The organism is Gordonia amicalis NBRC 100051 = JCM 11271 (assembly GCF_000332995.1).
Taxonomy (GTDB): domain Bacteria; phylum Actinomycetota; class Actinomycetes; order Mycobacteriales; family Mycobacteriaceae; genus Gordonia; species Gordonia amicalis.
Window position 1 is genome coordinate 40,591 of the sequence record NZ_BANS01000003.1, and the last position, 23,091, is coordinate 63,681.

At 68.6% G+C, this 23,091-nt stretch carries 1 protein-coding gene; it reads right to left on the reverse strand.

Annotated elements, in window-relative coordinates; all coding sequences use genetic code 11:
- Window positions 1–7 precede the first annotated feature (7 nt).
- Window positions 8–23,086 carry a non-ribosomal peptide synthetase gene (locus GOAMI_RS01735; protein ID WP_081598172.1) on the reverse strand — a complete coding sequence of 7,693 codons (23,079 nt, stop codon included), beginning with the start codon at window positions 23,084–23,086 and terminating at the stop codon, window positions 8–10.
- Window positions 23,087–23,091: the final 5 nt, after the last annotated feature.

The following is a 23,091-nucleotide window of genomic DNA, read 5'->3' on the forward strand; positions in this document are numbered from 1 at the left end:
CAACCCGTCATGCATGTCCAGGTGAGTCGGCATCCGCTTCACGAACACCCGAGAGCGCCTGTTCGACCCGGGGACCGATCACTCCGAGCGACGCCGCATCGGTCATTCCGAGGTGGTGCGTTGCGACATCGGTGTTGTCGATCGTTCCGGACACGTGCGGCTGCCAGCTCTCGGAGATCGCGGCGGGATTCGTTTTGTCGTTCGTCGCGGTGAAGACCTGGATCGACCCGTCGAAACGCTGTGGGCGATAGTCCATCAACACCTCGGCGGACACCGCGAAGCTGTCCATCACGCGGTCGACGACGTCGTCGGCGAGCAGTCCCATTCCGGCGATCTGCGTCCGCACGATGTCGGCGACCTCTTCCGGGCTCTCGGCTTTCACCGCGTCGTCGAGGTCGAACAGGTCGCGCCAGCCGCCCAGGATGTCGGCGGTGTGGTCCGGGTTCGTCGCGGACTCCTCCTCGGCGACCACCTCGGGAGCCGGGGTCTCGCCCTCCCCCGGTGGAGCGGTGTCCATGATGCCGAGGTAGGCAACCCGTTCTCCGACGGCCTGCAGTCGCGTCGCCATCGCGTGGGCGATGATCCCGCCGATCGACCACCCGAGCAGGTGGTACGGGCCCTCCGGCTGAACCCGGCGGATCTCCTGGACGTAGCGCGCGGCGAGCTCGTGCGCGTCGGTGGCGCTGTCCTCGCCGTTGACGACGTGCGGGTCCTGGAGCCCGTAGATCGGCCGGTCGGCGATGTACGGCGCGAACCCACCGTAGAACCAGGCGAGACCACCGGCCGGATGCACACAGAACAGCGGCGGCCGCGAGCCGTCGCCGCGCAGGGTGATCAGCACGTCGTTCCCGCGGGTACTGCCCTCCTCGATACGACGGGCCAGCTCGCGAACGGTGGGATCGCTGAACAGCCAACGCAGTTCGAGCGGAAGCCCGCGGTCGTGAACCCGCGAGACGACCTGGGTCGCCGAGAGCGAGTTACCGCCGAGATCGAAGAACGACTCGGTGGCCGAGACACGGTCGACGCCGAGCACCTCGGCGAAGACCTCGGCGATGGCGCGCTCGTTGTCCGTCTCGGGTTCGACGTGGTCGACGGTCACCACGACCGGTTCCGGCAGTGCCGCCTTGTCGAGCTTGCCGACCGGCGTCATCGGGAGCGAGTCGAGGCGCGTGAGTGTCGCCGGGACCATGAAGGACGGGAGTCGTCGGCCGATGAACTCGCGGAGCTCCTCGTCGGTCACGTCCCCGGTGGTCACCAGATAGGCCGCGAGCGACGTGGCCACCGCGCCGCCGACGCCCACGACTACCGCGGAGTCGACCGCGGGATGCGCCGCGAGTGCCGATTCGATCTCGCCCAGTTCGATCCGGAGACCGCGGAGCTTGACCTGATCGTCGGTACGTCCCGAGTACGAGAGCGCGAGCGCACCGTTTGCGGATCGATTCCAGCGCACCACGTCGCCGGTGCGGTACATCCGGGAACCCTTGTCCCCGAACGGGTCCGCGACGAAACGGTCGGCCGTCAAGCCGGGCCGGTTCAGATAGCCGCGTGACAGCGGGAGGCCGGTGACGTACAGCTCACCGGGTACACCGACCGGGACCGGATGGAGACGACTGTCGAGGACCTGCAGACCGAGTCCGGCGAGCGGCCCGCCGAGCAGGACCGGTTCGCCCGGTTCCATCGGCTCGCTGATGGTGATGCCGATCGTGGTCTCGGTGGGCCCGTACAGGTTCTGGATGCGTCGAACGGACGACCACGCGTCCTTCAACGCCTGCGGAACCGCTTCGCCGCCGACGTAGACCAGCTCGAGGGAATCGAGTGCCTCCGGATCGAGCGTCGACAGAACGGTCGGCGTGAGGAACGTGTGCGTGACACGGTGCTCGACCATGAACTCCTCGAGCGCCGCCCCACCGACCGCGTCGGCAGGACGGTAGGCGATGAGTCCGCCGGACGCGGTGGCGAGCAGATACTCGAGGACCGATGCGTCGAAGCTGGGCGACGCGAATCCCAGCACCCGTGCCGGGCCGGACACCGATCCGCGCCGCATCTCCTCGCGCGCGAAGTTGGCGAGGCCGGAGTGACTGACCGACACGCCCTTGGGCCGGCCGGTCGAACCCGAGGTGTAGATGACGTAGGCGGTGTTGTCGATCCGGGCGGGAGCGAGCCGCTCGGACTCGGACACCGGCGTCGCCGCGGAGCCCGTGAGATCGAGACCGCCCAGGCGATACCACTCGAAGCCCTCGTCGGGCAGCGGTCCGACGGCATCCGTCGTGAGACCCAGGACGGCACCGGAATCCTCGACCATGTTCGCGACCCGCTCGGCCGGGTAGTCGGGATCGATCGGCACGTAGCCGCCGCCGGTCTTGGCGACGGCCCAGATCGCGGTGAGCAATTCCACCGATCGCCCGATCGCCAGGGCCACCAGGGACTCCGGTCCGATGCCGCGTCCGATGAGCCAGCGCGCCAACCGATTCGACCGGGCGTCGAGCTCTTCGTAGGTGAGGGACTTGCCGGTGGCATCGACGACGGCCACCGCCTGCGGCCAGGAGCGAGCGGCCCGCTCGAAGGTCTCCGCGAGCAGTTCCGGCTGTGCGCCTCGTCCGCCCGAGACCGGGGTGAGTCGACCGCTGGTCGTGTCGTCGAGGAACAGTGCGTCGCCGACCGCCGCGTCGGCCCGGGACGTCAGCGTGTCCAGCAACTCCACCAGCCAGCCACCGATCCGCTGGGCGGACGACTCGTCGAACAGGTCGGTGGCGTAGGTCAGCGTGGTCCGCCACGGCGCGCCAGGTTCCGGTGCCGCCGCGACGCTCACCAGGAGGTCGACCTTGGCCGGCGTGGCCGCGAGCGGCAACGGTGCGATCGCGAGATCGCCGACCGATCCGGACGGCAGGTCATCGGCGCCGGGCAGACCGCCGGCAGCCTGGTCGAACGTGAGCCAGACCTGGCTGAGGGGCGCGAAGGCGCCCGACCGCGCCGGCTTGAGCGCGTCGACCACGGTCTCGAACGGGACGTCGGCGTGCGCGAACGCCTCCACGTCGACGGACTTCACCCGCGAGAGCACCTCGCCGAACGACTCGGCCGGCGAGATCGGCGTCCGGAGGACGAGCGTGTTGACGAACATGCCGACGACCCGATCCAGCTCTTCCTGACCGCGACCGGCGATCGGCGTGCCGATCGCGATGTCGTCGGTTCCGGACAGCCGCGAGAGCAACGTCGCGAGGGCGGCGTGGACCACCATGAAGTTCGTGACCCCATGGTCGTGGGCCACCGCGGCGATCCGGTCCGCGACACCGGCCGGGATCTGCACGTCGACCCTCGCGCCTGCGCCCGACGCCGCCGTGGGCCGGGGCCGATCGGTGGGCAGGTCGATGACATCCGGCAGACCGGCGAGCTTCTCGCGCCAGTAGGCCAGCTGCGATCCGAGAACGGTGGTCGGATCATCGGGTGCACCCAGCACCTCGTGCTGCCAGAGCGCGTAGTCGGCGTATTGCACCGGCAACGGCGCGAATTCGGGTACCGCACCCGTGGTCCGGGCGACGTAGGCGGCCACCAGGTCGGCGACCAGCGGGGCAACCGACTCACCGTCGGCGGCGATGTGGTGCACGACCAGCGCGAAAACATGCTCGTCGTCGGAGATCCGCAGCACCCGCGCACGGATCGGCCACTGCCGGCTGACGTCGAAGCCGGTCATCACGTCCCGCTCCAGAGCGGCCTGATCGGTGACCTGCGTCCAGTCCAGGCGATCCGCGACCTCTGAGGCCGGGTGGATGCGTTGGAGTGGCAGGCCGTCGACCGCCGGGAAGGTGGTGCGCAACGACTCGTGGCGCACGACGACGTCGGCCAGGGCGGCACGCAACGCCGTCAGGTCGATCGGTCCGGTCAGTCGCAGGACCGCCGGGATGTTGTATGTGGGCGACTCCCAGTCGAACTGGTTGATGAACCACATCCGCTGCTGCGCGAACGACACCGGAACGGCATCCGGCCGCGGCTCGACCGCGACGATCGGCGGCAGACCGCGGGTTCCCGCCGCGGCCGCCGCGACCAGTTCACGAACACTGGGCGCGCCGAACACATCCCGCACGGACACGTCGACGCCCAGAGCGGCACCCGCGCGGGAGGCCAGCCGCATCGCGGACAGCGAGTTGCCACCCATGTCGAAGAAGCTGTCGGTGACACCGATCCGGTCGACGCCGAGCACCTCGGCGAAGACCTCGGCGACCCGGGCCTCCTCGTCGGTGGCCGGTGCGACGTACTCGCCGGAGGTGAATTCGGGCGCGGGCAACGACTTTCGGTCGAGCTTGCCCGCAGTGTTGAGCGGGAACTCGTCGAGCGGCATCCACACCGTGGGCCGCATGTACTCGGGCAGCGGCGTCGCGATGGCCGCCTTGACCGCGTCCAGGTCGACCGTCTCGCCGGGTGCTCCGGACACGTAGGCGACGAGGTGTTCGCCGCCGTCGGGGGCCTGGGCAACGGTCACCGCGGTGTGCACGACGCCGGGCGCCTGCGCGATCGCGGCCTCGATCTCACCGAGCTCGATCCGCTGGCCCCGGAGTTTCACCTGGAAGTCCGTCCGACCCAGGTACTCGAGCTCGCCGGAAGCATTGCGCCGCACCAGGTCACCGGTGCGGTACATCCGGGACCCGGGCTCGCCGAACGGATCCGCGAGGAACCGGTCCGCGGTCAGGTCGGGCCGGGCCGCGTAGCCGCGCGCCAACTGGGCGCCGCCGACGTACAGCTCGCCGGGCACCCCGGACGGCACCTGGTGCAGACGCCCGTCGAGGACGTACGCCGTCGAATTCCACACCGGCACACCGATCGGCACGGTGTCACCGATCTCGTCGAGCTGCTGATACGTGATCTCGACGGCGGCCTCGGTCGGCCCGTACAGGTTGTACAGCACCGCGTCGGGCATGGCCGCGCGGGCCTCGGCGGCCACCGCGGGTGGCAGCGCCTCGCCCGTTGTGGAGAGGATCCGCAGACGATCGAGTCGGGCGAGCCGTTCGGGGCCCGCGAGTTCGAGGAACACCGACAGCATCGACGGCACGAAGTGCACCATCGTCGCGCCGGTGTCCGCGATCAGGTCGGCCAGGTACGGCGGGTCGAGGTGGCCGTCGGGCTCGGCGATGAGCAACCGCGAACCCTGCATGAGGGGACCGAACAACTCCGCGACCGAACAGTCGAAGGTGTAGGGGGTCTTGAGGACCACCATGTCGTCGGCACCGATGGGCAGTTCGTCGAGGCCCCAGCGCAATCGGTTGACCACGGCGTCGTGCGGCAGCGTCACACCCTTCGGCCGGCCCGTCGAACCGGACGTGAAGATCGTGTACGCGGCATGCTGGGGACGCAGCCGGCCACGGCGATCGGCGTCGGTGACCGGCGCGGTGTTCCCCTCGATCGGGGTCGAGGTGTCGACCCCGATCACCTCGACGGCGTCGCCGAGGCCGGCGATCGGCTCGGGGGTCGATTGTCCGGCGTGCACGAGCGCGACTGTCGCGCCGGAGGTCTCGACCATGTACTCGGCGCGGTCGACCGGTGCGCCGGTGTCGATGGGGACGTACTGCCCACCGGCGGTGACGATCGCGTGGATCGCGACCATGAGCTCCACCGACCGCGGGATGCACACGGCCACCGCGACATCCGGACCGATCCCGGCCGCGATCAGCTGCCGGGCCAGGGTGTTGACCCGCGCCCCGAGTTCGCCGTAGGTGACGCTCCGGTCGCCGAACACGAGGGCCTCGCGATCGGGGTACTCCGCGACACTGGCAGCGAGTGCGGACGCGAGGTCCTCGGTCGGCAGTGACCTGTCGAGTCCTCGCTGCTCGGCGGTGAGTGCCGCCGCTTCCTCGGAACCGAGGATCGGCACATCGCCGACCGCCGCGTGTACGTCGAAGGTCAATCCGTCGAGCAGCGCGACAAACCGTTCGGCGAGCGTGCTCACCGTCGATTCGTCGAACAGGTCCGCAGCGAAGACGACCGCGCCACCCCAGTCCCCGGTGGGCGCCGAGTTCACCATGAACGTCAGATCCACCTGGGCCGGTGGCTCGTCGACCTCGACGCCGGAGAACACCAGGTCTCCGACCGGGAACTCGGCAGAACGTGCCGCGCCCCCCGGGTCCAGGGTGAGCATCACCTGTGCCAGCGGCGCAAAAGCCTCGCTGCGCACCGGGTTGACCGCGTCCACCACGGTCTCGAAGGGCACGTCGGCGTTCTCGAAGGCGCCCAGCGCGGCGGTCCGGGTACGTGCGACCAGGTCGACGAAGGACGCGCCGAGATCGACCTTCGACCGCAGCACCAACGTGTTGACGAACATGCCGATCAGCGGGTCGAGTTCGGGGCGACCTCGTCCGGCGATCGGGGTGGCGATGGCGATGTCGTCGGTTGCCGACATCCGCGCGAGCAGCGTCGCCAGCGCGGCGTCGAGCACCATGAACGGGGTGGCCCCGGTCCGCGTGGCCACCTCACCGATCCGCCGGGCCACGATCTCCGGGATGGCGAACTCCGCGACCCCGCCACGACCGGTCGCGACGCGCGGCCGCGGCCGGTCGTAGGGCAGTTCCAGCAGATCGGGCATGCCGGCCAGCGCCTCGCGCCAGTATCCGAGCTGCTTGCCGATGACGGAGCCGGCGTCCTCCGGCGAACCGAGGACCTCGTGCTGCCAGATCGCGAAATCGGCGAATTGCACACCGAGCGGTGCGAATTCGGGCGCGAACCCCTCGTGTCGTGCACTGTAGGCGGCCACCACGTCGGCGATCAGCGGACGCAGGGACTCGCCGTCGGCGGCGATGTGATGGATGACGATCGCGAGCACGTGTTCGTCGGTGCCCACCGGCCACAGCCGAACCCGGATCGGCCAGTCGACGGCCAGGTCGAACTCGGTCGTGACCGCGGCCTGGATGTCGGCCATCGATCCGGCGACATCCCAGTCGAAGCGGCCTTCGACCTCCGACGCGTCGGCCACTTCCTGGTACGGAACGCCGTCGACCGCGGGGAACCTGGTGCGCAGCACCTCATGCCGCATCGCGAGGTCGACGAAGGCGGCACGTAGCGCGGCGACGTCCAGGGGTCCGGAGAGCCGCAGCACGTTCGGGAGGTTGTAGGTGGCGCTGTCCGGTTCGAACCGGTTGATGAACCACATCCGCTGCTGCGCGAACGACAGCGGAACACGATCGGGGCGCGGCGCGACGGCGGTGATCGGCGGTAGCGCCGGACTCCGTCCCGCGACCGCCTCGACGAGTTCACGGACCGAGGGCGCGTCGAACACGTCGCGGACACGGACCTCGGCATCCAGGGCGGCCGACACCCGCGCGGCCAGCCTGGCCGCGTTGAGCGACGTACCGCCGAGGTCGAAGAAGGACTCGGTGACGCTGACCTTCTCGACGCCGAGGATGTCGGCGAAGACCGCCGCGACCGCTTCCTCCTCCGGTCCGACCGGAGCGACGTACTCGACACCGCTGAGATCCGGTGCGGGCAAACGCTCCCGGTCGACCTTGCCCGCCGCATTGACCGGCATGTCGTCGAGCAGCGTCCACACCGCAGGACGCATGAAGGGGAGCAGATGGTCGGCGGCGTGGCCGCGCAGTGCGGTCACCGTGACGTCGGTGTCGGCGGTGACGTAGGCGACGAGACTCTGCGCGCCGGTGGGGGTCTCGAGGACCGTGACGACGACCTCGCGGACACCTGGCGCGGACGCGATCACCGACTCGATCTCGCCGAGTTCGATGCGCTGGCCGCGCAGCTTGACCTGGAAGTCGATGCGCCCGAGATATTCGATCTGACCGTCGGCACGCCAGCGCACGGTGTCGCCGGTCCGGTACATCCGCGAACCGGCGGGTCCGCTCGGATCGGCGACGAACCGCTCGGCGGTCAGGCCCGGGCGGCCGATGTAGCCGCGGGCGATCTGGATGCCGCCGAGGTAGAGCTCGCCGGGCACGCCGACCGGTACCGGATGCAGTCGCGCGTCGAGGATCTGGGCGGTGCCGTGCGGGGTCGGGACACCGATGGGCACCGTCGACAGTCCCGAACCCACTTCGGCGATGGTCGAGTAGATGACGGTCTCGGTCGGCCCGTACTGGTTGTGGAGGGCGGCCTGCGGCCAGACCCGGTGCATGGCGTCGGCCAGCGCGGGTGCGAGCGCCTCGCCGCCGAGCTGCACGGTCCGCACCGATCGCATCGCCGCGAAATCCTCGTCGGACAGTTCGCCGAGCATCAGCGAGAGCATCGACGGCACCATCATGATCGAGGTGACCCGATGCCGGATCACGTAGTCCCGCAACGCCCATGGGTCACGTTGCTGACCCTGTCCGACGATGACGAGTGTGCCCTGGCTGATGACCGGTCGGAACAGGTCGAGCACCGACGGATCGAAGGTGAAGTCGAGGACGGCCAGAACCACGTCGGCCGAGGTGAATTCGTGGTCGAGGTGATCGGCGTGCAGCGTCGCCATCGCCGCACGGTGAGACACGGTGACGCCCTTCGGCTTACCCGTCGAACCCGAGGTGAAGATGGTGTACATCGCGTGGTCGACGTGCAGCGGGGAGGTGCGGTCGGCATCGGTGATGGTCGACGTGTCGCCCGCCAGGGGCGCCGATGCGTCCACCTCGACGACCCTCACGGTCTCCGGCGCGACGCGGTCGGCGGCCTCACGCGCGTGCGCCGAGACCACGAGCACGTCCGCACCGGTGGCGTCGAGGATGTAGCGGACCCGCTCCGCCGGTGCGTCGAGGCCCACGGGCACGAAATGTCCGCCGGCGGCGATGACCGCGTGCGAGGCGATCACCATCTCGATCGACCTCGGCAGCGAGATCGCGACCGGCACGTCGGGGCCGACGCCGAGGCCGATCAACCGGCGCGCAAGCGCATTGGTCCGGTCGGTCAGTTCTTCGTAGTCGACGGAGCGGTCACCGTCGATGACCGCGGTGGAGTGCAGGAACGACGGCTCGACCCTTTCCACCAGGTCGGCGAGGGTTCCCGTCCCGAGTCCCTGTTCGCGAGACGTCGTCGATCCCGACCACTCCTCGATGCGGGAGCGTTCGTCGGCATCGAGGAGTTCGATGTCGCCGATCAGGGCCTCCGGTGCGGTCACGACCGCGGACAGCACCCGGATCAGTCGATCGGCGGTCGCGCGGACCGTCGACTCGTCGAAGAGATCGGTCGCGTAGGTGACCGAACCCGACCAGGGATCTCCGGCGGGCGCGGTGTGGACACCGAAGCCGAGGTCGACCTTGGCGAGGGTGGGGCCGCCGTCGAACGGGGAGACGACCAGTCCGTTCGGCAGTTCTGCGGACCGCCGGCCCGCGCCCTGTTCGACGCTCAACCACACCTGCGTCAGCGGCGCGAATGCCGCACTGCGGACGGGGTCGACCGCTTCGACGACCGATTCGAAGGCGACGTCGGCGTGTGCGAAGGCGGCCAGGTCCGTGTCGCGGATGTCGGCGAGCAGTTCGGTGAAGGTCGCGGAGCCGTCGACCCGCGAACGCAGGACGAGGGTGTTGACGAACATGCCGATGAGCGGCTCGAGTTCGCGCTGGCCGCGTCCGGCGAACGGCGACCCGATGGCGAGATCGTCGCTGCCCGACAGACGAGCGAGTACGACCGCCAGGGCGGCGTGCACGACCATGTACGGGGTGACGCCCCGCTGCGCGGCGAGTTTCGTGATGCCGTCGGCGATCTCGGCGGGGATGGCGAAGTCGGCCTGCGCGCCGCGACCGGTGGCGGTCTGCGGGCGCGGCCGATCCGTCGGCAACTCCAGCACGTCCGGCAGACCCGCGAGCTGCTCGGTCCAGTACGCGAGCTGCCGGCCGACCACCGACGCCGGATCGTCCGGCGAACCGAGTACCTCGCGCTGCCACAGCGCGAAGTCGGCGTAGGACACCTCGAGCGGTGCGAAGACCGGCGACTCGCCGGTCGATCGCGCGAGGTAGGCGGTGACCAGATCGGAGACCAGCGGCGCAAAGGACTCACCGTCGGAGGCGATGTGGTGCATCACCACCGCGACCACGTGCTCCCTCGGGGCGGCCTCCCAGATACGGACTCGCACAGGCCATTCGCGCGCCAGCACGAATCCGCTCGACACCGCCGCCTCGATGTCGGCGACCGAGCCGACGTGCCGCACGTCCAGATGCTCGGCGATCTCGGAGACCTCGTGCACCAGCTGGAACGGCGTGCCGTCGGCGTCCGGGAACGTCGTCCGGAGCGTCTCGTGCCGGGACACGACGTCGCCCATCGCGGTGCGCAGCGCCGCGACGTCGAGATCGCCGCTGACCCGCAGGACCACCGGGATGTTGTACATGCCGCTGGCCGGGTCGAGCTTGTTGATGAACCACATCCGCTGCTGCGCATACGACAGCGGGATGAGTTCGGGGCGGGGCCTAACGCGAACGACCGGCGGCAACGCCGGGGCCGCACCAGCGGTCTTAGTGACGAGTTCGCGCACACTGGAGGCGTCGAAGACATCCCGCACCGATACCTCGACACCCAACGCCGCCGACACCCGCGCAGCCAGACGTGCCGCCAACAGCGAGTTACCGCCCAGATCGAAGAACGACTCGGTCACACCGACCCGCTCGAGGCCCAACAGTTCGACGTAGACCGCGGCCACTGTCTCTTCGGCCGGGGATGCCGGAGCCACATACTCCGCCTCGACGAACTCCGGTTCAGGCAACGCTTTACGATCCAGTTTTCCGTTGTGGTTCAGCGGCAACCGCTCCACCGCGACCACCGCATCAGGAACCATGTAACCGGGCACGTGCTCGGCCATCGCCGACCGCACCGCAGCCGTGTCTAGGTCCTCACCGGCTCCCACGACGAGGTAACCGACCAGCTGATCTCCGCGCACCGCGTCGGTAATCACCCGCGCCGCAGCCGCAGCCGCCGTCGGTAACGCCGCTAGCAGCGCCGCCTCGATCTCACCGAACTCAATCCGGAAACCACGCAACTGCACCTGCGCGTCACCACGACCGAGGTACTCGATATCGTCACCGATCCGCCGCGCACGGTCACCGGTCCGATACATCCGCGACCCATCACCAGCAAACGGATCAGCCACGAACCGGGTCGCCGACAACCCCGGACGCTTCAAGTAACCGGCGGCCAGCTGCCCACCGGTCACATACATCTCCCCCGGCACACCCTCAGGCACCGGATGCAGCCGGTCATCGAGGATGTGAATCCCCAACGACGCCAACGGACGACCGATCAACGACGCATCGGTACCAGCCACCAGATCCCGGTCCAGCGCACGGAAACTCACATGCACCGTGGTCTCGGTGATGCCGTACATGTTCACCAACCGCGCCGAATCCGACGGATCCTCATCGAACCAACGACGCACCTGATCGAAACTCAGCGCCTCACCACCGAAGACCACATACCGCAACGCCAGATCACGATCGGCCTCGCGACGGGCATCGATCAACTGATAGAACGCCGACGGCGTCTGACTCAACACCGTCACCCGCTCAGCCGCCAACAAATCCACGAATGCCCGCGGATCCCTTGCCAACTCCCGATCCACAATCAGCAGTCGCGCACCGGTCAGCAGCGGGCCCCACATCTCCCACACCGAGAAGTCGAATGCATACGAGTGGAACATCGTCCACACATCCGACGCCAAGAACTCGAAATCGGTTGCAGCGGTGTCCATCAACGTCACCACATCACGATGAGTGATCTCCACACCCTTCGGCCGTCCCGTCGACCCCGACGTGTAAATCACATAAGCGCGTGCATCCGCCGGCACCCTGACCTGTGCCCATGAACCCGAAACCCGTTCACCAGCAAGCACTTCCACATCGACAACCTGCGCCGAAACCGGCAGACGCCGCCACAGAGAATGACCGGACGACGACGCATCACCGATCACCACCGACACCTCGGCATCGGACACGATGAACGACAACCGTTCCACAGGATTGCCCAAATCCAAAGGCAGATACCCCGCACCCACCTTCAAAACACCCAGAATCGACGCCATCAGATCCACCGAACGCGCAGTCGCAATACCCACCAGATCACCAGCAGCCACACCCCGAGCAGCCAAACCAGCAGCCACCGCATCCGACCGCGCATCGAGCTCCGCATACGACAGCGACCGACCCGACGCCGACACCGCAACACGATCACCATGGGCCACAACCGAATCAGTGAACAGATCCACCAACGTACGGCCAGCGTTCTTCGTCTGTGTCACAGGAGAGGGCAACTGCGCCAACGCAACACGCTCACCAGCCGACAACAAGTCCACGTCACCGACCGCCACCGACGGATCCGCCGACAACACATCGAGCACCCGCACAAACCATTCCGACATCCGCTGCGCCGTCGACGCGTCGAACAAATCAGTCGCGGCAACCACCGAACCCGACCAAACGCCCTCAGCACCGATCTCGACATACAGCGTCAGATCCCGCTGCGCAGGCACCTCCTCGATGACCACCGGCGCGAACCTCAGATCGCCGAAATCCATCTCCTGCGGAACATCGCCGGTCTTCGGAGCCGCAACCAGCATCACCTGCGCCAACGGCGTAAAGGCCTCCGACCGCACCGGATCTACCGCGTCGACGACCGCCTCAAACGGCACATCCGCATTCGCAAACGCGTCCACATCGGCCTTGTGAACCTGCTGCAGGAACAAGGAGAAGGAAGTACCCGGATCGACCACGGTACGCAGCACGAGGGTGTTGACGAACATCCCCACCAGCGGGTCGAGCGCTTCCTGCCCACGCCCCGCAATAGGCGTACCGATCGCGATGTCATCGGTCGCACTCAACCGCGACAACGTCACCGCCAAAGCGGCATGCAACACCATAAACGGTGTCATGCCACGTGCCTCAGCGACCTTTCGCACACGCTCAGCGACCGCCGACGGAACCTCGAAAACCGTCCGTACACCACGCCCGGACGCCGCCTGCGGCCGCGCCCGATCCGCTGGCAACTCCAACACATCCGGCAACCCAGCCAACTGCTCAGTCCAATACGCCAATTGCCGGCCGACCACCGACTCCGCATCATCCGGCGACCCGAGCACGTTGCGCTGCCAGATCGCGTAATCGGCGTACTGTACATCCAACGGCCCAAATACCGGCGACTCGCCACTCGATCGCGAGAGGTACGCAGCGACCAGATCAGTCACCAACGGCGCCAGCGATTCACCGTCCGATGCGATGTGGTGCATCACCACCGCGACGACATGCTCCCCCGGTCCGGATTCCAAGACACGTGCCCGCACAGGCCACTCACGCTCCAGCGCGAACCCACCCGAGAGCGCCGCCTCCACGTCGGAAATCGCGCCCACCTGCCGCCAGTCCAGGCGTTCAGCAATCTCGTCTACACCGTGGACGACCTGGAACGGCTCCCCATCAGCACTCGGGAACGTCGTCCGCAACACCTCATGCCGCGCCACCACATCACCCAACGCCACGCGCAACGCATCCACATCGAGCGAACCCGAGACACGCAACAACGCCGGAATGTTGTACATCCCGCTTGACGGATCGAGCTTGTTGATAAACCACATCCGCTGCTGCGCAAACGACAACGGAATACGACCCGGACGCGCATCCACGCGACCCACCGGGGGCAACACGGCGGCGTCCATGCCGCCGACGGCCTCGGCGAGGGCCCGGACGGAACCGGCTTCGAAGACGTCCCGAACCGAGACCGCCACACCCAGTTGATCGGACAACCTGGCCGCGAGCCGTGCCGCGGAGAGGGAGTCGCCGCCGAGCTCGAAGAAGCTCGACGTCGCCGAGACGAGACCGGCGTCGATGCCCAGGACCGCGGCGACCACGTCGGCGATCGTGCTCTCGGTGCCGGCGGCCGGGGCCACGTACTCCCCGGCCTCCAGAACCGGCTCCGGCAGCGCCCGCTTGTCGAGCTTGCCGACCGGCGTCAGGGGCAACTCGTCGATCACGGTGAACGACGAGGGCACCATGAAGCCCGGCAGGCGCCGGCCCGCAAAGGCCTTCAGCTCGGACACCTCGACGGTGCCGTCGACCGGGACGATGTACGCGGCCAGCGCCGTCGCCACGGAACCGCCGACGCCGAGGACCACGGCGGATTCGACGGCGTCGTGCTCGGCGAGCACGGCCTCGATCTCCCCCAGCTCGATGCGCAGACCGCGCAGCTTCACCTGATCGTCGGAACGGCCGGTGTACTCGAGGGTGAGGCCGCCGGTGGCCGGCTCGGGAGTCCACCGGACCACGTCACCGGTGCGGTACATCCGTTGCCCGGCTCGGCCGTACGGGTTGGCGGTGAACCGTTCGGCGGTGAGGCCGGACCGATCGAGGTAGCCGCGGGAGAGCGCGACTCCGGCCACGTACAGTTCGCCCGGCATCCCGACGGGCACCGGTCGCAGCCGCTCGTCGAGGACCAGCAGGTCCACTCCGCCGATCGGGCCACCGAGGCGCACCGGGGCGCCCGGCTCCATCGCCGGCGAGATCGTGATGCCGATCGTCGTCTCGGTGGGGCCGTACAGGTTGTGCAGCTCGGTCGCCCCCGACCAGCGGTCGACGATCGTCTGCGGCACGGCTTCGCCGCCGGCCGCGATCACCCGGAGACTCGGCACCTCGGCCGGATCCAGCGTGGAGAGCACCGACGGGGTCAGGAACGTATGTGTCGCACCGTGTTCGGCGATGAAACGGGCCAGCGCAGGCCCGCCGACCGCCTCCGACGGCCGATACGCCACGGTTCCCGAGGTGACCGTGGCCAGCAGGTACTCCAGCACCGAGGCGTCGAAGCTCGGTGAGGCGAACCCGAGGACCACCGGCTTCTCGCCGGCATCGAGGCGTTCGGCTTCCTGTCGTGCGAAGTTCGCGAGGCCCGAATGGGAGACGGCCACGCCCTTGGGACGGCCCGTCGATCCGGACGTGTAGATGACGTAGGCCAGGTTGGCCGCGGTGACCGGTCCGAGCCGTTCGGCGTCGGTGATCGGCCCGGTCGGCTGCGCGGCGATCTCGGCGGCCGCCGAGTCGTCGTCGAGCCGCACCCACTCGAAGTCCCGGGCCGGCAGGTCACCGGACTCCGTCACCGACAGTCCCAGTACCGCCCCGGAATCCTCGATCATGGACGCGACGCGCTCGGCCGGGTAGTCGGGGTCGATCGGCACATAGGCTCCACCGGTCTTCGCGACCGCCCAGATCGCGGTCAGCAGTTGTGCCGAACGACCGATCGCGAGAGCGACCGCACGTTCGGGTCCGACGCCGCGACCGATCAGCCAGCGGGCCAGTCGATCCGACGCCTCATCGAGTTCCCGGTATGTCAGTCGTGCTCCGGAGCCGTCGACGAGGGCCACGTCGTCGGGCGCGCGGCGCACCGCAGCCCGGAACAGATCGGTCAGCGTGACCGGGTCCGCGGCGGGACCGCCGGTCACCGGTGTGAGCGCGACACCTGCTTCGCCGGAGAGAAGCGGGAGCTCGGCACATGTCGCGTCAGGACCGTCGGCGATGGCTCCGAGCAGCTCGGACAGGACGTCGGCGAAGACCGCCACCTGTTCGGGAGCGAACGCGGTCGGCAGGTACTTGATCTTCAGTGCGAGTTCGGCACCGCGACGGGACGCCGACAGATTGAGCGGATAGTGCGTGGCGTCCGAAGTCTTGGCGCCGATCAGCTTCAGGCCACCGGCCGACGACGCATCGATACCGGCCACCGAGTCGACGTTCACCGGGAACGACTCGTAGACCGCGAGTGTGTCGAACAGCGCGGGTAGCCCGGTCTGTGCGGCGAGCATCGGCAGACCGATCTGCTGATGGTCGAGGACCTTCACCTTGTCGTTCTGGACGGCGGTCAGCACGTCGACGACAGTGGCGTCGGGGTCGACGTCGACGACTGCCGGGATCGTGTTGATGAACATGCCGACCATCGACTCGATGCCCTCGATCTCGGGTGATCGACCGGACACGGTCTCCGCGAAGGTCACCGTCCTGGTGCCGGTCAGCCGGGAGAGGAAGACCGCCCAGGCGAACTGGACGACCGTCGACATCGTGGTCGAGTTGTCCCGTGCCAGGGCCTCGAGACGCTCGGTGACCTCTACGTCGAGGGCGAACTCGTGGTCTCGGGGCGGCGCGTCGGCGGACGGCTCGTGGCCCGGCGCGACCAGCGTCGGCTCGCTCACCGGTGCGAGCACCTCACGCCAGGCGGTGAGCCCGGCGGCGATGTCGGTGGTCGCGACCGCGCGCGCATGATCGGCGAAATCACGTCCCGAGGCATCCGGCAGCGACCCGGTGAAGGTCTCTCCGGTCGCATAGAGCGACAGGAGGTCGGCGAGGACGAGTGGGCTCGACCATCCGTCGATCAGCAGGTGATGGTTGGTGACCACGAGTTCGGCGCCGTCGCGATGCTCGACGAGCACCACGCGGATCAGCGGGGGCTCCGCCATGTCGAACGGCGTGGCCCGCTCGGCCGCCAGCACGGCGTCGACGCGACTCTCGTGAGAGGCGGCGTCCTCCGCGCGTAGGTCGATCACGCTCCACGGCACGGTCACCTCGGCGGGCACGACCGTGACCGCCGCACCGCTCGGCAACCGGACGAAGCCCGATCGCAGGACCCGCTGGCGTGCGAGAAGTTCGCCCAGCGCGGCCCTCAGACGCTCGGGGTCCACGTCACCGGTCAGCGACAGGACGGTCTGCGTGACGTAGACGTCGATGGCATCGTGATCGGCGACGGTGCTCGCCAGGTCGGCCTGGAAGAAGAGGCCCTGCTGCAGCGGCGTCATCGGCCAGACGTCGGCGCCGGGGTACTGCTCGGCGATGAGGTCGAGATCATCCTGGGTGACCTCGACACCGGGCACGTCGGCGCGACTGAGCCCGATGTCGGCACCACCGTCGACGAGCGCGGCGACCGCGCGCAGCTCCTCGTGCCAGCGGCGGGCGATGTCGGACGCCGCGGTCTCGTCGAGCACGTCCGTGGCGTAGGTGACCTTCGCTTCCAGCCGTTTCTCGTCCCGGCCGGCCGTGCTGATGTTGATCCCGAAGACGCTCGGTGACCGCATCGCACCCGTGATGGTGCTCGGCATGTTCGGGCGGTCGGACACCGGCAGGAAGTCGTCGGGCGCGGTGTCCGCGGACGGTGCCGTGCCGCCGCCGAAGAAGTTGTACATGATCGTCGGGAGCGGTCGGTCGGCGATCTCGCCGTCCGAGTTGTAGCGGAGGATGCCGAATCCCACGCCGCCTGCCGGACGCGAGAGTCGCGCGTCCTTGGCCGATTTGACCGCGTGCACGACGTCGCTCGACGCGGTGACCGCGAGCGGGGTGATGCTCGTGAACCACCCGACGGTGCGGGACAGATCGATGGCGCCGTGGTCGCCGGCGATGCTCTCGTCCCGGCCGTGCCCCTCGGTCGAGACCGTGACCGGCCCGTCGTCGGCGATGCCGTTGTCGAGCTGCCAGGCGCGCACGGCCCGCGCGAGTGCGCCGAGGAGTACGTCGTCGACGCTGCTTCCGAACGCCTGGGGAACCGTGGTCAGGATCGGCCCGGCGACATCGTCGACCACATACGTCAGCGAGGACTCGTCGCGCCAACGGTGTAGTGCCTGATCTGCGGTGTCGCCGAACGATGTCGGCCTCACCGGTAGCTGCTCGAGCCAGTAGTCGACCTCGGCCGCGCGTGCGTCGACCTGATCGGCCAGGAGGTGTGCGATCCGTCGGGCGGAAGTCCCCTCGGGTCGGAGTTCGATCGGCCGCCCGGACGTGAGTTGCGCCCAGGCCGTGACGAGGTCCTCGACGAGGACGGGCCACGAGACGGCATCCACACCGAGGTGGTGGATGGCGATCACGAGGCGGCGGCCCTCGCCGTTGACCACTGCGGTTCCGAAGAGGGAGCCGGTTTCCGGGTCCAGCGCGCCGAGCAGCTCCCGGTGGGCGTCGACGAGGGCCGGGTCCAGCGGGCCCGCCGCGTCGATCTCGCGGACGGCCGGAACCGTGCCCGCCCCGGCCGTCATGGTCCAGGCGTCCCCGGTCCGCGTGAGGACCGCGGTCAGCATCGGATGGGCTGCCGCGACCGCTTCGACGACGGTCTGCAGGTCGGCGATCGCGGCGGCCCTCGGCACGTTGAACACGAGCGACTGCGAGAAGTCGGCGAAGTCGGACGGATGTTCGGAGTGCTCGATCATCCAGGACGTGACCGGCGGGAGAGGCATGTCGCCGGTGCCGCCGCCCGGCAGCTCCTCGATCAGTGCGGCCGGACCGCCCGAGGCCGCCGCAGCGGCGGCCATGGCGCGAATCGTCTTCAGCTCGAAGATCTCTCGCGGAGACAGGTGTATGCCCGCCGCCTTCGCCGCCGACGACAGCTGGATCGACATGATCGAGTCACCGCCGAGGGCGAAGAACGACTCGGTGACGCTGACCCGCTCTTCCCCCAGAAGGCCTGCGACGATGCGTGCCAGGTTCTCTTCGGCGGGGTCGGCCGGCGCGACGAATTCGGCCGGCTCAGCGGCATGCGGTTCGGGCAGCGCGGTGCGATCGAGTTTGCCCGCGGGCGTCAGCGGGATCTCGTCGATGACGATCGCCTGGGCCGGCACCATGTGCGCGGCCAGATGTCGGGCCGCCTCGTCGAGGACCGCGGCGCTGTCGATGGTCGCGCCCGGTTTCGCGACCAGGTAGGCCACGACCTCGGTGTGCTTGCGTCCCCCGCGGGTCGACTCGACGCCGACGACGACCGACTGCGCGACACCCGGCTGCGCGTCGAGCACGACCTCGATCTCACCGAGTTCCACACGCTGGCCGTTGATCTTGACCTGGTGGTCGGCGCGGCCGGCGAACTCGAGGTTGCCGCCCTTGGCCACCCGCACGAGGTCGCCGGTGGCGTACATCCGTGTGCCCGGCTCGCCGAACGGATCGGCGACGAAACTGGTCGACGTCTGGCCGGGACGGCCGAGGTAGCCGCGTGCCAGGCCTGCGGTGGACAGATAGAGTTCGCCCACCACGCCCTGGGGCACCTCGTGCAACCGTCCGTCGAGGACGCGAACGGTGAAGCCGTCCACCGGCTTCCCGATCGTCACCGGCTTGCCGGCCGTCAGACGCGACCGGGTGGCCCACACCGTGGCCTCGGTGGGTCCGTAGCAGTTGAAGATGCGGCGGCCGCGCTCGGACCATCGCTCGACGAGTTCCGGCGGACACGCCTCACCACCGGTCGCCAGGTTCCGCACATACTGTGCGCGTTCCGGGTCGACGGTCGCCAGCACCGACGGCGTGATGATCATGTCGGTGACCTCGTCGCGGTCCAGCACTTCGGCGAGCGCATCGCCGGCGAAGTCGGTGTGCGGTGCGATCACCAGGGTGTGGCCCGCGGGGATGGCCCAGGCCATCTCGAACATCGAGGCGTCGAAGCTCGGCGACGCGACATGCAGGATCCGGGTGTCGGGCTCGTCTTCCGGTGTGCCGGTGGTGATCTTGGCGAGCGAGTTGACGAAGTCGACGATGCCGGTGTGCGAGACGCCGACGGCCTTGGGTCGGCCGGTCGAACCGGATGTGTAGATCAGGTAGGCGAGGTTGGTCAGCCGCACGGATCCGTTGCGCTCGGCGTCGGTGATGTCGTCGCCGGATTCGGCTTCGGCCTCGAGATCGGCGAGATCGACCCATTCACAGACGGATTCGCCGAGGCGAGCACGGGTTCCGGCATCGGTGATGCCGACGGTCGCACCCGAGTCGTCGAGCATGTAGGCGATGCGGTCTGCGGGATACGCCGGGTCGACGGGCACGTAGGCGGCACCGCTCTTGATGACGCCCCACGTCGCGAGGACCGAGCCGATCGACCGCTCCATCCCCACGGCGACAACGTCTTCCGGGGAAACGCCGCGGGCGAGCAACGCTCGCGCGATCGCGTTGGTGCGCGTCTCGAACTCGTCGTAGTCGATCTCCGTGCCGTCGCAGATGAGCGCCGGGTGGTCGGGGTCGAGGTCGCGCTGGGCGAGGACGTCGATGAGTGTCCCGGCCTCGACCTCGCCGCCGCGGCCGACCATCGCGCCGGGCGTGCGAACCGCGACCGCCGCCGCGGGCGCCGACTCCACGCGTTCTGCACCGACGATGTCGATGTCGCCGACCGCGATGTCCTGGTTCTCTACGACAGCGGTCAACACACGCCGGTACACCTCGGCGAACCGCTCCACGGTGGACTCGTCGAAGAGATCGGTGGCGTAGATGAAGTCCGCGGCCATCGGCGCGCCGGCGCTGCGTGCGCGGATCGCGACGGTCAGGTCGAACTTGGCGTTGACGGCACCCGGAGCGACAGGCGCGGCCTCGATGCCCGCCGCCTCGAGCTCCGCGGCCTCACCGTCGATCGCCTCGGTGTAGGTGAACGCGATCTGCGCAAGCGGCTGGTACGACGACGACCGTTCCGGGGCCAAGGTCTCGATCAGATCGTCGAACTGCACCTGGTCGTTGGCGAAGGCGTCGAGCACAGTGGTGCGCACGCTGCCGAGCAGGTCGCCGACGCTGCGGCCGGGATCGACCTGTGTGCGCAGCAGCAGGGTGTTGACGAACATCCCGATGAGGTCTTCGACTGCGGCGTCGTTCCGGCCCGCGATCGGGGTCCCGATCACCACGTCGGTACTCGAGGAGAGTCGGGCGACGGTCGCCGCGAAGGCCGCTTCGGTGACCATGAACGCGGTCATCGTGTTGCTGCGGGCGAGCACATCGACGCGGTCGGCGAGACCGTCGTCGAACTCGACGGTCACCGTTGCTCCCGCGGTGCCGAGCACGGCGGGTCTCGGTCGGTCCATCGGCAGATCCGTCACCGCGGGCAGACCGGCGAGCACACGCCGCCAATGGCTCAACTGTTCGCCGAGAACGCTTGTCTCGTCGTCGGCGTCGCCGAGGACGCTCTGCTGCCACAACGCGTAGTCCGCGTACTGCACATCCAGAACCGGCAAGCCGCCGGTGCGACCCTCTGCCCGCGCCGCATAGGCAGACATCAGATCTCGCGCGAGGACCGGGATGGACTGACCGTCCATCGCGATGTGGTGCATCGTCAGGGCGACGTGCAGACCTGCCCCGTCGCGATGGAATCGTCCCCGGAGTGACATCTGGGTACTGACGTCGAAGCCCTCCGTGGTCGAGCGGACCAGTGTCTCGACGGAGTCGGCTTCGCGCCAGTCGAGCTGTTCGCGGGCGACCGCGACGGGCAACACGTCCTGCACCGGCGCGGCACCGACCGACGGGTAAACGGTACGCAGTACCTCGTGACGTTCGACGACGTCGCACAGCGAGTCGAAGAGCAGTGTCTCGTCGACATCGCCCGCGAGCGTGAGCGCGGCCGGGATGTTGTATGCGCCGGACGCGGTGTCGAACTGGTTGAGGAACCACATCCGACGCTGGGCCCGGGAGAGCGGCAGTCGTTCGGGCCTCGGCTCGATGCGCTTCACCGACGGCAAGGCGGACCCGCGACCACTGACAGCGTGGACGAGGCCGCGGACGCTGGGCGACTCGAAGACGTCACGAACCGACACGTCGACGCCGAGTTCCTTCGAGACCCGGGCTGCGATGCGCGCAGCCGACAACGAACTGCCGCCGATGTCGAAGAACGAGTCGGTGACGCCGACACGTTCGACGTCGAGAAGCTCGGCGAACAGACCGGCGACGGTTTCCTCGTCTGCATTACCTGGCGGCACGTACAGAGTCGGCGCGATCACCGGTTCGGGCAGCAGACGCCGATCGACCTTCCCCGAGCGATTCAACGGCATGGCGTCGAGCCGTACCCAGGCGCTGGGTCGCATGTACTCGGGCAACAGTTCTGCGGTAGTTGCAGCGACGGTGTCGACATCCACGTCGGCCGGGGCGAGGTAACCGACCAATTGCTGGCCGCCGGGCCCGTCGACCACCGCCGCCGCCGCGTGGAGCACCCCGGGAGCCGCGGCGAGAGCGGCCTCGACCTCGCCGAGCTCGAGGCGCTGGCCTCGCAACTTGACCTGAAAGTCGGTGCGCCCCAAGTACTCTATTTCCCCGTCACGATTCCACCGAGCCCGGTCGCCGGTGCGGTACAACCGCGCACCGGGCTCGCCGAAGGGGTCTGCGACGAATCGCTCTGCAGTCAGATCCGGCCGCCCGGCATAGCCACGGGCCAACTGGACACCGCCCAGGTACAACTCGCCCGGGACACCGATGGGGACTTCGCGCAATGCCGCGTCGAGAACGCGCGCCGACACCCGACGAGTCGGGGTTCCGATCGGGATCACCCGGTCGTCCTGTGTCACCCGATGAATCGTCACGACGATCGAGGCCTCGGCCGGCCCATATTGATTCTGGAGCCGCGTCCCGGGCAACCGCGCCATCAGGTCGCGAGCGACCGGTGGTGTCAGGGCCTCCCCGCCGGTCTGGATGAGACGCAGCGAGGTCAACTCGCCGACCCCGGCCCCGAGAACCTCGTTGAACGCAGCCAGCATCGCCGGGACGAAGTGGATGACCGTGACCCCGTGGCGGCGGATCAGATCCGCCAGGTGGACCGGATCGCCGTGCCTGCCCGGCTCCGCGATGACCAGCGTGGCACCGATCGCGATCGGCAGAAAGATCTCTCGGACCGACACATCGAACGTGATTGGCGCCTTGTAGAGAAACACGTCTCGCGCGGTCAGGTCGTACTGTCCGATGTCGGCTGCCAGCCGGTTGGCGATACCCCGGTGGGCGATGACAACTGCTTTCGGACGCCCCGTCGACCCCGACGTGAACAGGGTGAAGGCGGCGTTGGCAGGTCTGGTCGGACCCGCGAACTCTTCCTCGTCCAGACCCGCGTCACCCGGAGTCGAGATGTCCAGGACATGCACATCGACGACGTCGTCGAAACGCGATCGCGCTTCGGCTTCCCCATCGCTGGTCACCACGACGAGCCGAACTCCGGCAGTCCGCACCATGTAACGAGCACGGTCGACCGGCAACTGCTCGTCGAGGGGTACGAAGTGCCCGCCTGCCATCGCGACCGCATGGATGGCGACGACCTGTTCGACGGAACGGTCGATCTGGATACCGACTGCGACTTCTGCCCCGACACCCAGCGCGGTGAGCTCCCGGGCCAGCCTCGCCACTCTGCGGTCGAACTCTGGACGGCTCACGGTCCGATCACCATGGATGATGGCCGGACGGTCAAGGGAAGCGTCCAGGGCAGTCATGGTCC

Bases quoted from the DNA above. Each gene is read 5' to 3' on its own strand.
- GOAMI_RS01735 (WP_081598172.1), bottom strand. From the start codon at position 23,086: ATGACTGCCCTGGACGCTTCCCTTGACCGTCCGGCCATCATCCATGGT.